11 protein-coding genes are annotated in these 14,238 nt (G+C 52.4%); 5 read left to right on the top strand and 6 right to left on the bottom strand.

The window, feature by feature from the left end:
- Window positions 1-144: 144 nt before the first annotated feature.
- Window positions 145-1,584, bottom strand: coding sequence for an RsmB/NOP family class I SAM-dependent RNA methyltransferase (locus tag KHQ09_RS15665; protein WP_213599188.1), 1,440 nt, complete (start codon window positions 1,582-1,584; stop codon window positions 145-147).
- Entirely contained in the window at window positions 1,581-2,621 is a 1,041-nt protein-coding gene (htpX, locus tag KHQ09_RS15660) for a zinc metalloprotease HtpX (RefSeq protein WP_213599187.1), read from the bottom strand. Before htpX ends, KHQ09_RS15665 begins: the two co-directional genes overlap by 4 nt.
- Before the next feature lie 149 nt (window positions 2,622-2,770).
- Here htpX and KHQ09_RS15655 point away from each other — a divergent pair, with 149 nt between their 5' ends.
- Window positions 2,771-3,022, top strand: a complete 252-nt coding sequence (locus tag KHQ09_RS15655; RefSeq protein WP_213599186.1) for a DUF1674 domain-containing protein — start codon at window positions 2,771-2,773, stop codon at window positions 3,020-3,022.
- Window positions 3,023-3,040: 18 nt separating this feature from the next.
- Here the strand turns inward: KHQ09_RS15655 and KHQ09_RS15650 are convergent, their stop codons facing one another.
- The gene (locus KHQ09_RS15650; protein ID WP_213599184.1) at window positions 3,041-3,493 is read right to left on the bottom strand and encodes a GNAT family N-acetyltransferase; all 453 of its coding nucleotides are present in this window, start codon (window positions 3,491-3,493) and stop codon (window positions 3,041-3,043) included.
- Window positions 3,494-3,582: 89 nt separating this feature from the next.
- Between KHQ09_RS15650 and KHQ09_RS15645 the strand changes: the two genes are divergently transcribed.
- Window positions 3,583-4,461 (top strand): NAD-dependent epimerase/dehydratase family protein, encoded by an 879-nt coding sequence (locus KHQ09_RS15645; RefSeq protein ID WP_213599182.1) that lies wholly within the window; start codon window positions 3,583-3,585, stop codon window positions 4,459-4,461.
- Between the two features lie 19 nt (window positions 4,462-4,480).
- Here the strand turns inward: KHQ09_RS15645 and acs are convergent, their stop codons facing one another.
- Together acs and KHQ09_RS15635 are read right to left on the bottom strand one after the other, a co-directional pair.
- Window positions 4,481-6,436 (bottom strand): acetate--CoA ligase, encoded by a 1,956-nt coding sequence (gene acs, locus KHQ09_RS15640; protein ID WP_022709886.1) that lies wholly within the window; start codon window positions 6,434-6,436, stop codon window positions 4,481-4,483.
- Between the two features lie 303 nt (window positions 6,437-6,739).
- Window positions 6,740-7,432, bottom strand: a complete 693-nt coding sequence (locus tag KHQ09_RS15635) for a YggS family pyridoxal phosphate-dependent enzyme (protein ID WP_213599180.1) — start codon at window positions 7,430-7,432, stop codon at window positions 6,740-6,742.
- A 114-nt stretch (window positions 7,433-7,546) separates the two neighbouring features.
- Between KHQ09_RS15635 and leuS the strand changes: the two genes are divergently transcribed.
- Both leuS and lptE read left to right on the top strand, forming a co-directional pair.
- Complete coding sequence (gene leuS, locus KHQ09_RS15630; protein ID WP_213599178.1) at window positions 7,547-10,162, top strand: leucine--tRNA ligase; 2,616 nt, start codon at window positions 7,547-7,549, stop codon at window positions 10,160-10,162.
- A 34-nt stretch (window positions 10,163-10,196) separates the two neighbouring features.
- Window positions 10,197-10,730 (top strand): LPS assembly lipoprotein LptE, encoded by a 534-nt coding sequence (gene lptE, locus KHQ09_RS15625; RefSeq protein ID WP_213600050.1) that lies wholly within the window; start codon window positions 10,197-10,199, stop codon window positions 10,728-10,730.
- A gap of 300 nt (window positions 10,731-11,030) precedes the next feature.
- Here the strand turns inward: lptE and fsa are convergent, their stop codons facing one another.
- A complete protein-coding gene (fsa, locus tag KHQ09_RS15620) occupies window positions 11,031-11,684 on the bottom strand; it encodes a fructose-6-phosphate aldolase (protein WP_121994152.1) in 654 nt (217 codons plus the stop codon).
- A gap of 267 nt (window positions 11,685-11,951) precedes the next feature.
- Here fsa and KHQ09_RS15615 point away from each other — a divergent pair, with 267 nt between their 5' ends.
- Window positions 11,952-14,087, top strand: coding sequence for a primosomal protein N' (locus KHQ09_RS15615; RefSeq protein WP_213600049.1), 2,136 nt, complete (start codon window positions 11,952-11,954; stop codon window positions 14,085-14,087).
- Window positions 14,088-14,238 lie beyond the last annotated feature (151 nt).

The raw sequence follows: 14,238 nt of genomic DNA, 5'->3' as shown, positions 1-14,238 counted from the left end.
TAAATCCGGCGGCGATATGCTTCGTTATTCATGCGCTATGATCTATCATTCCACGGCAATAGTGAACTCTTTGTTAACCAAGAGCTGCGGAATGATGTGGATCGGCATGTTTTTTTAAGAAACAGATAAGTTATTGGCTGGTTTTCAGGCCGGACGACGGAAGCGTGCAGCAAAGAAACCGTCAAGACCGGCCATTTTCGGCTCATCATGAGGCAAATCAGCAGGCGTTGAGCGCAGGAAGCCCTGATCTGTAATCAGCGGTTCCATGCCCTTCAGCTCTTGCACCTTGAAAGGTTCGGATTTCAGCACGCCTTCTGCAAGAATAGCCTGTGCCATGTCTTCGCCTTCCTCGCGGTTGAGCGAGCAATTGGAGAAGACAATAATCCCGTCCGGTTTGACCAGAGAAATGGCATGACGAAGAAGTTTGGCCTGTACCTGTGCCAGCCGGACAATATCATCCGGTGTTTTTGTCCAGAGTACATCCGGATGGCGGCGCACTGTGCCGGTGGATGAGCAAGGCGCATCCAGCAGAATGGCGTCAAACAACTCGTCCGTTTGATAGTCGAGAATATTGGTCGCGATCAGCTCTGCGTCCAGTTGCAGACGGTCGAGATTGCTTTTGAGACGCTTGAGGCGGTTCTTATTGATATCGAATGCAGTGACTTTAGCACCGGCCATAATCAGCTGGGCCGTTTTGCCGCCGGGTGCGGCGCAAAGATCGGCAACGCGTTTGCCTTTGATGTCACCGAGCAAAGTTGCAGGCAGGCTTGCTGCCGCATCCTGCACCCACCATTCGCCTTCCGCAAAACCTTCCAGCGAGGTGAGGGCGCCTTCAAAAGAACCAAGACGTACAGAGCCGTTTGGTAGCAGTGTGCCGCCGAGCTTTTCAGCCCATGCAGCCGGATTGTTTTTAACCGTCAGATCAATGGATGGCTCATAGGCCTGCATCGCCAGAATAGCTTCTGCCTGTTTTTTGCCATAGGTCTTGGACAGGCTTTCAATATACCATTCAGGGCCATTCGGAATTTTCAACTCAATGGCGCGCTCTTTATTACGGGTGAGGCGGCGTAGCACGGCATTGACGAGGCTGGCATATTTGCGGTTGCGCGGATCGATATTGGCGGAAGTTACAGCCAGATCAACGGCTGCATGATCCGGCACGTCGAGATAGAGGATTTGTGCCGCACCGACATGGAGCAATTGCTGCAAGGCAGTCGCATTGGCAGGCAGCGGACGGTCGAGCAGCTTGCACAAGGTTGTTTCAATGGTGTTGCGATTGCGCAAAGCCGTGCCGAGAATAGCACGCACAAGCGAACGGTCGCGGTCATCCAGTTCCATATATTGCGGATGGCCGTGATGCGCATCCGTGAGGCCGTCCAGCGATGTGTTTTTGGCAACCACCGCATTGAGCAGTTTGGCAGCACACTGGCGCACATTCAGACCCGGATGTTCTGCTTCCAGCTTTGCGCGATATTCGACTTCAGACTGACCAAGATTATGATCCTGATTTTGACTCTGCTTATCAAACGGCTTTTTATCTGAGCGAAAGCCGGTGCGTTTTGCGGCAGGGTTTTTATCGTTCAAGACCACGGTCCTTTATAGGGTTTTTCCGGCTCATCATCCGGTGATGAACCACTCTGCGGCGTTTGCCCCCACGGATTATTCCGTGACGGTGTGCTGCGCGGGCGGTTCTGTGATTGGTTATTTGTCGGGCTATATGCACCAGACTGACGGTTCTGAAAACCATTATCTGTATTATCATAGACAGAATTAATGCCCATTTCCTGCGCAATGCCCTCCAGAGCGGCAATACGGTTTGCCGTATCAGGGTGGGTGGAGAACAGATTATCCGCGCCGCGGCCGCTCAAAGGATTGATAATAAACATATGCGCGGTTGCCGGATTATGCTCCGCCTCTTCATTCACAGTTTCATGGGCGCCGCGCGCAATCTTGTTCAAAGCCGAGGCCAGCCAGAGCGGATTACCGCAGATTTCCGCGCCGCGCCGGTCAGCAGCATATTCACGGGTGCGGCTGACAGCCATCTGCACAATCATCGCCGCAAACGGTGCAACAATCATCGCGATGATCGTGCCGATCATGCTCAGCGCATTGTTGTTTTCACGATTGCCGCCAAAGAACATAGCGAAATTACCGAGCATGGAAATCGCACCGGCAAGCGTCGCGGTGATTGTCATGGTCAGCGTGTCGCGGTTCTGCACATGCGCCAGTTCATGCGCCATCACAGCAGCAACTTCCTGCTTGTTCAGGCGCTGTAACAAGCCGGTGGTGGCAGCAACAGCTGCATTTTCCGGATTACGGCCGGTGGCAAAAGCATTGGGCTGATCTTCGTTGATGACATAGATTCTAGGTGTTGGCAGACCGGCGCGATCTGACAATTCACGGACGATGCGGTAATATTCCGGTGCAATATTTTCATCCGCCTCCTGCGCATTATACATACGCAGCACCATCTTGTCAGAATTCCAGTAGCTGAAGAAATTCATGGCAACAGCTATCACGAGAGCAATCATCATGCCGCCTGAGCCGCCGATCAGATAACCGATACTCATAAACATGGCTGTCATGAAGGCAATCAGCATGGCAGTACGCATCATGTTCATTCAGTATCTCCGTTCCGGTTCGTCAATAAGGTCATTTTCATGTGATGATAAAATGGGGCTTGCAGACTATATCTTCAATAAGACACGGGCTATGATAGCACTGCTAAAACTTAATTTGATATATGCTGCAGACGGACAGGACAAAAACCATGGATAATGAAACACCATCAGCGAATAATAATGTGGTTTCATTGGCAGATTATCAAAAATCGGATGCTCCTGCAGCACGCAAAAAATTTGAAGACCTGCCGCCTGCTGCCCAGCGCGCTTTGCTGGAGGCTGAAGAGCGCCGCGCCGCAGAACAGCAGGCAGAAACGGCAAAAGAAATCGGTGGTCGCGGTGGTAAAGATCCGGCGCGTTATGGTGATTGGGAAATCAAAGGCCGCACGATTGATTTTTAAAGGCAGATTTTTCCGGTTCTATGATTCACGTGAAATGGTGGGGAGGCGGGCATAATAGATGTCCCATTCATCCTCGCCGGTTTTGTGAAAGCCGTGTTTTTCATAAAACCTTGCAGCATCGCTTCTTTGTAAGACACTGAGCTTTATAATTTTCTTCGCCTGTTCAGCTTCGGTAATCAGTTGCGCTAAGACGAGCCTTCCTAAACCGCACCCCTGAAAAGCCGGTGCAATGTAAAAATGCTCCAGAAGCCAGTCGCCTTCGTCAGGCCCCAACGCAACACATCCGGCGAATTGGTTGCCGATCAAGATTAAGCGTGTGTGCTGCGGGCGGAAACTATTTTGAAAACGTTCAAATGCCCGCTGAGGGTCAAAACGGCCGATCCGTTCAAGGCTTTCCTGCATGGTGAGCAGACGCAGCTCCAATAATCTGCTGAAATCTTCTGAACGTGCGGGGCTGAAGTGAAAATGCATGATCCGGTCTCATTTGGCTGCAAAGCGGTATGATTATTGTCAGAGCATTGCTATCAGAGAAAGTACGATTTCAGATACGGATTTGACAGATGAAAATTGCGGTTACCGGTGCAGGCGGGTTTATCGGGCGCAGACTGGTCGTGTATCTGCGGGAGCAGGCGCATGAGGTGCAGATTATTGCGCGTCATGAACTGAGTGAACCTGACTTCTCCGGTGTGGAATGCGTGATTCATTGTGCCGGCATTGCGCATAGAAGCGGAAAAAATGCTGCCGATCCCTCAGAGATGGATGCAGTTAATCATCGACTGGCTGTGGCTTTGGCTGAACAGGCTCGTACAGCGGGCGTGAAGCGCTTTATCTTTGTTTCGACAATTAATGTGGTAGCGGGGCATCCGTCACCGCTGACAACAGATTTGTCCTATCGCCCGCTGTCTGATTACGGGCATACAAAAGCACTGGCGGAACAGGGGCTTTTGAAAATGCAGGGCATTGAGATCGGAATTGCACGGCCTGCACTGGTCTATGGTGCCGGTGCTCCCGGTAATCTGCGCCTGTTATTGAAGCTCTGCGACAGTGCTGTGCCTCTGCCCTTTGGCTGTGCCAATAATCAGCGCAGTTTTGTTTCTTGTAATAATGTGGTGCGGGCACTGGAATTTATGGCTCAGGCTGATCAGGCGCAGATTGATCACCGGATTTTCCATCTGGCTGATCCGGTGTTGCTGTCGACAAAACAGCTTGTCACAAGGTTGCGGCAGGCAATGGGCAAAGCGAACAGAATGGTGCCGGTGCCGCGCCCGCTGATGAAAGCAGGGCTGACACTCTTGGGCAAAAAAGCCATCTATGAGCAGCTTTTTGAAGATCTGATTATTGATGGCAATGATCTGAAGGCAGCTGGTTTTACCTATCATGACGGCCAGCCGGATATGGCTGCAATGGCCGATACCTATATAAATAAAAAGGCCGGTTAAACCGGCCTTTTCTATTCTATCACTTACGGTTCTGACGCTTTTCGATCAGATCATCCACCACTGCCGGATCGGCCAGTGTTGATGTATCGCCGAGTGCACCAAAATCATCTTCCGCAATTTTGCGTAAGATTCGACGCATGATCTTGCCCGAACGGGTCTTTGGCAGACCCGGTGCAAACTGGATCATATCCGGTGTTGCAATCGGTCCGATTTCACTGCGCACATGCTTGGTCAGTTCTTTGCGCAGCGCATCTTCATCATGCTCTGCTTCGCCGGTCATCAGCGTGACATAGCAATAGATGCCCTGACCCTTGATCGGATGCGGATAGCCGACAACGGCAGCTTCCGATACCGAGTGGTGCGAAACCAGAGCCGACTCGATTTCCGCAGTGCCGAGGCGGTGGCCGGAAATATTCAGCACGTCATCGACGCGGCCGGTAATCCAGTAATAGCCGTCTTCATCACGGCGGCAGCCGTCACCGGTGAAATATTTGCCCTTATAGGTGGTGAAATAGGCCTCAATGAAGCGGCGGTGATCACCATAGAGTGTACGCATCTGACCCGGCCATGAATCGGTGATGCAGAGATTGCCGTCGGCTGCGCCTTCGATCACGGCACCTTCCGCGTCCACCAGCTGTGGCTTGATGCCGAAGAACGGACGGGTTGCCGAGCCCGGTTTCAGATCGGTTGCACCCGGCAGCGGGGTAATCAGAATGCCGCCGGTTTCGGTCTGCCACCATGTATCAACAATCGGGCAGGTCTGATCGCCGACCACATTATAATACCATTCCCATGCTTCCGGATTGATCGGTTCACCGACCGAGCCGAGCAGGCGCAGGGATTTGCGGGAATTGCGGGTTACGAATTCATCACCGGCACCCATCAGAGCGCGGATTGCCGTTGGTGCGGTATAGAAAATATTGACCTGATGCTTGTCGACCACTTCCCAGAAACGTCCCTGATCCGGGAAGTTCGGTACGCCTTCAAACATCAGCGTAGTTGCGCCATTGGCGAGCGGGCCATAGACAATATAGGAGTGACCGGTGACCCAGCCCACATCCGCAGTACACCAGTAAATATCGCCTTCATGATAATCGAAGACATATTCATGGGTCATCGAGGCATAAACGAGGTAGCCGCCGGTGGTGTGCAGCACGCCTTTCGGTTTGCCGGTCGAGCCGGATGTATAAAGGATGAAGAGCGGGTCTTCAGCCTTCATCGGTTCCGGTTCGCAGACCGCATCGACGCTTGCAACTTCCTGATGATACCAGAGATCGCGGCCGCGACCCCAGTTGATCTTGCCGCCGGTACGACGGACAACCAGAACCTTGTTTACAAACACATATTGTTTAGCGGCGATATCAATTGCGGTATCGGTATTTTCTTTCAGCGGAATAGGTTTGCCGCCGCGGATACCTTCATCTGAGGTGATGACGAATGTGGATTCACAGTCAATAATACGACCGGCCAGCGCCTCCGGTGAAAAGCCTGCAAAGACGATAGAATGTACTGCGCCGATACGCGCACAAGCCAGCATCGCATAGGCGGCTTCCGGAATCATCGGCAGATAGATGGTAACGCGGTCGCCTTTGCGAACGCCGTGTTTTTTCATCACATTGGCAAGGCGGCAGACATTTTCATGCAGCTCGCGATAGGTGATTTTCTTGTCGATATAAGGGTTGTCGCCTTCCCAGATAATCGCGGTCTGATCTCCGCGCTTTTCCAGGTGACGGTCAATACAGTTATAAGAGACATTGGTGACGCCGTCTTCATACCAGCGGATAGAGACGTTATCTTCGAAAGACGTATCTTTCACCTTGGTATAAGGTGTGAACCAGTCAATACGTTTGCCGTGTTTGCCCCAGAATGCGTCAGGGTCGCTGATGCTTTCATTGTACCATGAAAGATAGGTGTCATTGTCGATCAGCGCGCGCGCTTTCGCCTCCGGCAAAATCGGATATTTCTTCTCGGACATAGTTCCTCCTCGCGCCGGCGGCCCTCCTTGCCGGCACATTGCATAAAAAACCGCACCATTGTTAATGCGTGCGGTTCGCATCGTAAATCAGGCAAAAAGTCTGATCTGCTCCCGTATTGGTGTCGGGGTGCCACATAGCGTTCCCTCATAGGGTTCAATGACGGCGTAATCCCTCCGGCACAATTGTCGGAATTGCGCCGGAGTTTATAATTGTTACAGGGTGAAGCAAGACAATTATTTGCGACAAGTTGTTGTACTGTAAGATTACAGTGAAAAACTGCACAGCCTGGAAAGAAGATTTGGTCAGGCCTTTGTTAAAGGCGGACGACTGCCGAAAATTGCTGAGCCGACACGCACATAAGTCGCGCCGAAAGCAATGGCGGTCTCGAAGTCACCGGACATACCCATTGATAATTCAGAAACGCCTGCTTCAGCCGCCAGCTTGCGTAGCAGGGCAAAATGCGGGCCCGGATTTTCATCAACCGGCGGAATGCACATCAGACCGGCAATCTCCAACCCGTGCACATCACGGCAACGGGCAACAAAGGCAACAGCTTCACGCGGATCAATACCCGCTTTCTGCTCTTCGCTGCCGGTATTAACCTGAACGAATAATTTAACAGCGCGGTTCTGCTTCCTGATTTCTCCGGCAAGACTTGCGGCAATCTTTTCGCGGTCAACCGTCTGAATCACATCGAACAAGGCTACAGCATCCGCCGCTTTGTTGGATTGCAGCGGGCCGATGAGATGAAGCTCAATACCGGAGAAGTGCTCACGCAGTTGCGGCCATTTGGCTTCAGCTTCCTGAACGCGGTTTTCACCGAAAATACGCTGTCCAGCTTCCAATGCAGGTGTGATTTCTGCGGCATCAAAGGTCTTGGAAACCGCAACCAACTGCACCGAACCTGCTGTCCGCTGCGCTTCGTGTTCACTTTGCGCAATGGCCGTGCAAACTGCTTTGAGATTGTCAGCAAGGGGGCTGGCGGGTGCATTCATGGTATAAATCTCCTTTTTCTGCCGCTTCACTATGGGAGAAGGTTGACGCTTTGGCCAATCCATGATGAAGGTCGCACTACATATTCCATTCTCTTTGCATGAGTAAATACAGCCATGGTAACTGAACGGGCAACCGAACGATATAATCCGCGCGTAAGCGAAGCCCATTGGCAGAAGATCTGGGAAGAAAACAAGATCTTCGAAACGTCCAATGATGATCCACGCGAAAAATATTACGTGCTGGAAATGTTTCCTTATCCGTCCGGCCGCATTCACATTGGTCATGTGCGCAATTACGCAATGGGCGACGTGATTGCCCGTTATAAGCGCGCACGCGGTTTTAATGTTCTCCATCCGATGGGATGGGACGCCTTCGGTATGCCAGCAGAAAATGCGGCGATGCAGAACAAGGTTCATCCGAAAGAATGGACCTATCAGAATATCGCCACCATGAAACGTCAGCTCAAAACCATGGGTCTGTCGCTGGACTGGTCTCGTGAATTTGCGACCTGTGATGTGGATTATTACCACCGTCAGCAGATGCTGTTCCTTGATATGTTTGAAAAAGGTCTGGTGACCCGCAAAACATCCAAGGTCAACTGGGATCCGGTCGATAATACGGTTCTGGCCAATGAGCAGGTTGTTGACGGCCGTGGCTGGCGCTCCGGTGCGCTGGTTGAGCAGCGCGAACTGACCCAGTGGTTCTTCAAGATCACCGATTTCAGCGAAGAACTGCTTGCCGGTCTGGATACGCTTGACCAGTGGCCGGACAAAGTGCGTCTGATGCAGAAGAACTGGATCGGCAAGTCGGAAGGCCTGCAGCTGCGTTTTGCGCTTGCTGAACGCGAAGGCGATATTGAGGTTTATACAACCCGTCCGGATACGCTGTTCGGTGCGTCTTTTGTGGCGATTGCTGCCGATCATCCGCTGGCGAAGCAGTTGGCGGAAAGTAATGAAGGTCTGGCTGCTTTTGCCGCTGAATGCCGTCAGCATGGCACATCTGTTGCCACGCTCGAAACCATTGAGAAAAAAGGTTTCGATACTGGTTTGCGCGTTCAGCATCCGTTTGATCCTTCATGGACATTGCCGGTCTATGTCGCCAATTTCGTGCTGATGGAATATGGTACAGGCGCGGTCTTCGGTTGCCCTGCACACGATCAGCGCGATCTGGATTTCGCCAATAAATATAAGCTGACCGTTACACCGGTTGTTCTGCCTGCCGGTGCCGATGCGGCAAGCTTCACAATCACCGATACGGCCTACAGCGACGAAGGTACGCTGATCAATTCGCGTTTCCTCGACGGCATGACACCGGAAGCTGCGTTTAATGAAGTGGCGGATCGTCTGGAAAAGACTGATCTCTATGGCAAGCCGCAGGCATTCCGCAAAACACAATATCGTCTGCGTGACTGGGGTATTTCCCGTCAGCGTTATTGGGGTTGCCCGATCCCGATGATTCATTGCGAATCCTGCGGAACCGTGCCTGTGCCGCGCAATGATCTGCCGGTGCAGCTGCCGGATGATGTTGCGTTTGATCGTCCGGGCAATCCGCTGGATCGTCATGACAGCTGGCGCCATATTAACTGCCCGAAATGCGGCAATAAAGCCCGCCGTGAAACCGATACGATGGATACATTTGTTGATTCATCCTGGTATTTTGCCCGCTTCACTGCTCCTTGGGAAAATGAACCGACTGACCGCAAGGCTGCTGATGAATGGCTGCCGGTCGATCAGTATATCGGTGGTGTGGAACATGCGATCCTGCATCTGCTCTATTCGCGCTTCTTTACCCGCGCCATGAAAGTGGCCGGTCATCTGGAAGTGGAAGAGCCGTTCAAGGGTCTGTTCACACAGGGCATGGTTGTTCACGAGACCTATAAGCATAATGGTCAGTGGGTGTCGCCGCTGGAAATCCGTATTGAAGACAAAAACGGTGTTCGTTCGGCAACCATGCTGGATTCCGGTGAAACGGTAGAAATCGGTTCGATTGAAAAAATGTCGAAGTCGAAGAAAAACGTTGTCGATCCGGATGATATTATTTCGTCTTACGGTGCGGATACCGCGCGCTGGTTCACTCTGTCGGATAGCCCTCCGGAGCGCGATATCGTGTGGACAGAAGCCGGTGCGGAAGGTGCGCATCGTTTTGTGCAGCGCGTCTGGCGTCTGATTTCTGAAGCCGGTGAAAACCTGAAAGGTGTTGCACCGAAAGCTGCCTATGAAGGCGATGCCGCACAGATTTCCAAGGCTGCCCATAAGACTGTGAAAGCCGTTGGCGACGATATCGAGAAAATCGTTTTCAACCGTGCGATTGCCCGTCTTTATGAGCTGCTGAATGTGCTGAGCACACCTTTGCAGGCTGTTGCTGCCGGTAAAGCCGATGATGTGACCAAAGCTGCCACCCGTGAAGCGACAGATATGTTCATCAGCATGATTGCACCGATGATGCCGCATCTGGCTGAACAGTGTAATGCGGTGCTGGGCGCGACGGACTTGGTTGCCACCCGTGGCTGGCCGGTGATTGATGAAGCATTGCTCGTTGAAAATGACATTACGCTGCCGGTACAGATTAACGGTAAGAAGCGTGGTGACATTACAATTGCGCGTGATGCGGATCAGGCAACAGTGCAAGCAGCGGTTTTGGCTCTTGACTTTGTTCAGGCTGCGTTGAACGGTAGTCAGCCTAAAAAGCTTGTTGTTGTACCGCAGAGGATTGTGAATGTCGTTGTCTGATCATCACACTAAAGACAAATCGCCGATTCGCAAAATGCGGCTGGCAGTGCTGACAGGTCTCGTCCTGTCAGCGTTTGTTGCCGGTTGTACGGTGCAGCCGCTTTATTCATCAAGTGGCAGTGCCGGTGTCGGCGGTGTGCCTTCCAGTGTTAAAACCAAGCTGGCAACCATCAAAGTGGATGATGTGGATTCCATTCCGGCGCAGGCGGTGCGTAACCGCCTGATCTTCGGGCTGTCCGGCGGGGCAGGGGAACCGTCACAGCCGGCCTATCATCTGGCGCTTGGTTTCTCGACAAGTACAGAATCTGCTGTTGAAGTGGATGTTGGTGATTCAACGGAAGGTCGTGCATCTGCCGGTACTGTTCGTATGAGCTCAAATTATGTGCTGCGTGACAGGGATGGCAAGGTTGTTGCCACCGGCCGCCGTCAGGTCAGTTCATCCTATGACCGTCCGCGTCAGGAATTTGCGAACCTGCGTGCCCATCGTGATGCCCAGCAGCGTGCAGCCGAAGAGCTGGCACAGTATCTTGTACTATCTTTGGCTCAGGATATGCAGAAACTCCCATAAAAAACGCCTGATCGGCCTGCAAATGGCGATTTTCTTCTCTTCCGGTGCTCACGTACTATAAGTACGCTCCGCTCCGGTTCTCGAAAATCACCATTTTCGTCACGATCATCCGCTTTTTTAAAGCATTTCCAGCAAAAGTACGAAGCGGTTTTGCGTGGGATAATGCGTATAAACAAAGAATTAGAGCGGTTCCACGTTTCAATGGAAAGCGCAACCGCTCTAAAACGCTGCGACATTGTTTTGAATATAAAAAAAGCCCGCTGAAAAGCGGGCTTTTTTGTTCATTCGTTTATTGCCGGATTAAGCAATCGACTGACCGGTTTTTGCCCAGTCTGCCAGAAATGCTTCCAGACCCTTATCTGTCAGCGGATGCTTGACGAGGGCTTTCAGTGTGGCAGGCGGTGCAGTGATGACGTCCGCGCCGATCAGTGCAGCTTCCTTAACGTGGTTCACTGTACGAATGGAAGCAGCAAGAATCTGGGTTTCAAAATCGTAATTGTCGAAAATGGTGCGGATTTCACCAATCAGATCCATGCCATTCAGACCGATATCATCAAGACGACCGATGAAAGGCGAAATATATGTCGCACCAGCTTTGGCTGCCAGCAATGCCTGATTGGCCGAGAAGCACAGGGTCAGGTTGGTTTCATGGCCATCAGAGGTCAGAGCCTTACACGCCTTCAGACCATCCAGCGTTACCGGCAGTTTGATGCAGATATTGTCGGCGATTTTCGCCAGCACAGCTGCTTCTTTCATCATGCCTGCATAGTCAGTCGCGGTGACTTCTGCGGAAACAGGACCTTTAACGATCGAGCAGATTTCCTTGGTCACATCAATGATGTTGCCACCGGATTTCAGGATCAGCGATGGATTGGTGGTAACGCCGTCAACCAGTCCCAGATCGTTGAGTTCACGGATGTCTTTGACATCGGCGGTATCCACAAAGAATTTCATTTCAGCTTATCCTCCGTTATGGGCTTGCTGTACAGACGGTATTATATCCGACAAAGATAGGATTGTTTAACGCATATTTCCATAAACCGAAACTGCCTTTGGTGAATAACAGCGCATCTCATCAAGAATTGAATATAAGCAGTGTTTGCGGTTAAGTGCAGTTGTGCAAAATAGCGGTGAAAACAGCATGCCGGAACTGATCGGGATAATTTTTTGAACGGGAAAACAGAGATTAAGACGCGCCGTGTTGTTCCGGTTCTTGTGCCGATGCCAGCGGAACGTCCCTATAGCTATCTGGTTCCTGAGGAGATGGATGTTCAGGCTGGTTCAATTGTGCGCGTGCCGCTGGGCCCACGTGAAGTGGCCGGTGTTGTCACTGATGATGCGAGCGATCAGGTCGATCCTAAAAAGCTGAAATCCATTCTGCATGTTTTTGACTGTCCGCCGGTGAGCCGCGATATGCTGCGCTTTATCCGCTGGACGGCAGATTATACACTGTCGCCGCCCGGTATGGTGGCAAAAATGGTGCTGCGTGCACCGGCAGCTTTCGATCCTGAACCGTTCATTCCGGGCTTGCGCTATATTGGCGGCAAAGCCGAGCGGCTGACAGCAGCGCGTGAAAAAGTGCTGGAGGTCGCCAATAATGGTCTGAGCTGGACGAAGTCCGGCCTTGCCCATGCAGCCGGTGTCTCCGGCAGCGTGGTTGAAGGACTGAAAGCACAGGGGCTATTCGAAGAGGTGATGATCCCGCCGCCGCCGGTGGTCGGTGAACCTGATCCGTTTTACGGGCAGGCGGAGCTGTCCGAGGATCAGCAGGCTGCAGCACAATGTCTTGTCGAAGCGGTGGAAGAGCAAACCTATTCGGTCTCGCTGCTTCATGGTGTGACCGGTTCCGGTAAAACAGAAGTCTATTTTGAAGCGGTGGCGCGCGCTGTCGAGCTTGGCAAACAAGTTCTGATCCTGCTGCCGGAAATTGCGCTGACCCAGCAATTTCTTGATCGCTTTGAAAGCCGTTTCGGCACGCGTCCTGCAGAATGGCATTCTGATTTGGCGCCCCGCCAGCGGGAGCGCGTCTGGCGGCAGATTGCGGAAGGTACGGTCAAGGTTGTTGCCGGTGCACGCTCCGCATTGTTTTTGCCCTTTGCTAATCCCGGTCTGATTATTGTCGATGAAGAGCATGACCCTGCCTATAAGCAGGAAGACCGTGTGTTTTATAATGCCCGCGATATGGCGGTGGTGCGTGGTTCTATCGGCAAGTTCCCTGTTATTCTGGCCTCGGCAACACCGTCGATTGAAAGTCTGGTCAATGCCAATCAGGGACGCTATCGCTATGTGCCATTGCAGGGACGTTATGCTGATGCGGCTTTGCCGGATTTAAAGCCGGTTGATATGCGCCGCTCACCGCCACCGGCAGGACGGTTTTTGTCGCCTGCTTTGACGGAAGCTGTCGGGCAGGTTTTGCAACGTAAAGAACAGGCTTTGCTGTTTCTCAACCGGCGCGGTTATGCGCCGCTGACTTTGTGCCGCGTTTGCGGGCACCGTTTTCAATGTCCGGATTGTTCAAGCTGGCTGGTGGAGCATCGCTTCCGTGGTCAGCTGATGTGCCATCAATGCGGCTATCACGAGAAAAGTCCTGATGCCTGTCCGTCCTGTGGGGCGTTGGATCATCTGGTGGCATGCGGTCCCGGTGTGGAGCGCATTGCGGAAGAAGCCGCAGCAACATTTCCGGATGCACGCATTATCGTACTCTCATCTGATATGGCTGGTGGCGTGACGCGTTTGCGTATGGAGATGGAGGCAATTGCCAAAGGGGAGGCGGATATTGTGATCGGCACCCAGTTGGTTGCTAAAGGGCATAATTTTCCACTGATTACGCTTGTTGGTGTGATTGATGCGGATCTCGGCCTTGCCAATGGTGATCCGCGTGCTGCTGAGCGCACATTCCAGCTGCTCAATCAGGTGACAGGCCGCGCAGGACGCACGGGACGTAAAAGTGTTGGTCTCATTCAGACCTATCAGCCAGATCATCCGGTGCTGAAGGCGATTATTGCCGGTGATGCGCAGGCTTTCTATGAGCGTGAAATCGATGAACGTCAGCGCGGGATGCTGCCGCCATTCGGACGGCTGGCGGCACTGATTGTTTCAGCTGACAGCAGGGCAGAGGCAGAGAGCCATGCGCGTGCACTGCGGCGTGCGGCACCGCGTGACGGGGATATAGAAGTGCTGGGGCCCGCAGAAGCGCCACTAGCGGTGATTCGCGGGCGGCACCGTTTTCGTCTGCTGGTACAGGGCTCGAAGCGTTCAGACATCCAGTCCTATCTGCGGGCTTTGTTACAGGCAGCGCCTAAAGCGCGTGGTTCTCTGCGTGTTCAGGTTGATATTGATCCGCAAAGCTTCCTGTAATCTGCGGATTTCAGAATCTCTGATAAGACCGCTGTCATACTGCATGTCGATAATTTTGCTTTCCATGGCCACAGGTCAGGAATATAGCTCGTTAAATTAGTTATATTCGGTGCTGTCAGAGCAGAGCGGCAGGTGCTCCATCAGGCTAAAA

The sequence above is a fragment of the Pseudochrobactrum algeriensis genome (genome assembly GCF_018436245.1).
Lineage (GTDB): Bacteria > Pseudomonadota > Alphaproteobacteria > Rhizobiales > Rhizobiaceae > Pseudochrobactrum > Pseudochrobactrum saccharolyticum.
The sequence above is the reverse complement of the archived record's forward strand: the minus strand, read 5'-3'. Positions and strand labels throughout refer to the sequence as shown.

Coding starts and splice junctions, on each gene's coding strand:
- htpX (WP_213599187.1), bottom strand. CDS start 2,621: ATGAACATGATGCGTACTGCCATGCTGATTGCCTTCATGACAGCCATG.
- KHQ09_RS15655 (WP_213599186.1), top strand. CDS start 2,771: ATGGATAATGAAACACCATCAGCGAATAATAATGTGGTTTCATTGGCA.
- KHQ09_RS15650 (WP_213599184.1), bottom strand. CDS start 3,493: ATGCATTTTCACTTCAGCCCCGCACGTTCAGAAGATTTCAGCAGATTA.
- KHQ09_RS15645 (WP_213599182.1), top strand. CDS start 3,583: ATGAAAATTGCGGTTACCGGTGCAGGCGGGTTTATCGGGCGCAGACTG.
- acs (WP_022709886.1), bottom strand. CDS start 6,436: ATGTCCGAGAAGAAATATCCGATTTTGCCGGAGGCGAAAGCGCGCGCG.
- KHQ09_RS15635 (WP_213599180.1), bottom strand. CDS start 7,432: ATGAATGCACCCGCCAGCCCCCTTGCTGACAATCTCAAAGCAGTTTGC.
- leuS (WP_213599178.1), top strand. CDS start 7,547: ATGGTAACTGAACGGGCAACCGAACGATATAATCCGCGCGTAAGCGAA.
- lptE (WP_213600050.1), top strand. CDS start 10,197: ATGCGGCTGGCAGTGCTGACAGGTCTCGTCCTGTCAGCGTTTGTTGCC.
- fsa (WP_121994152.1), bottom strand. CDS start 11,684: ATGAAATTCTTTGTGGATACCGCCGATGTCAAAGACATCCGTGAACTC.
- KHQ09_RS15615 (WP_213600049.1), top strand. CDS start 11,952: ATGCCAGCGGAACGTCCCTATAGCTATCTGGTTCCTGAGGAGATGGAT.